Here is a 368-nt window from a genome sequence, read left to right as displayed (position 1 = left end):
GCTTCCACACCGGATACACCATCGGCGCCGACCTGATCGGCGAGGGTGTCGACGGCTACACCTCCCACAACAACCTGCCGAGCGTCCTCTCCGGCCGTGTGGCCTTCACCTACGGCTTCGAGGGCCCCGCGGTCACCGTGGACACGGCCTGCTCCTCCTCCCTGGTGGCCCTGCACCTGGCCGTCCAGTCCCTGCGCTCGGGCGAGTCCGACCTGGCCGTCGTCGGCGGGGTGGCCGTGATGGCCCGCCCGTCGACGTTCGTGGAGTTCTCCCGGCAGCGCGGGCTCGCGGCGGACGGCCGTAACAAGGCCTTCGCGGCGGCGGCGGACGGCACGGGCTGGTCCGAGGGCGTCGCCGTCGTCCTGGTC

Annotated in this window: 1 protein-coding gene; it reads left to right on the top strand. The window is 72.8% G+C overall.

Going from position 1 to position 368, the window contains the following annotated elements:
* Window positions 1–368, top strand: a 368-nt coding sequence (locus LQ326_RS47535; RefSeq protein WP_268208479.1) for a beta-ketoacyl synthase N-terminal-like domain-containing protein, incomplete at both ends; no start/stop codon positions are given.

It is taken from the genome of Streptomyces shenzhenensis (assembly GCF_021462265.1).
Lineage (GTDB): Bacteria > Actinomycetota > Actinomycetes > Streptomycetales > Streptomycetaceae > Streptomyces > Streptomyces shenzhenensis.
Note: the sequence above shows the minus strand (reverse complement) of the source record. Positions and strands in the feature narration are given on the sequence as shown.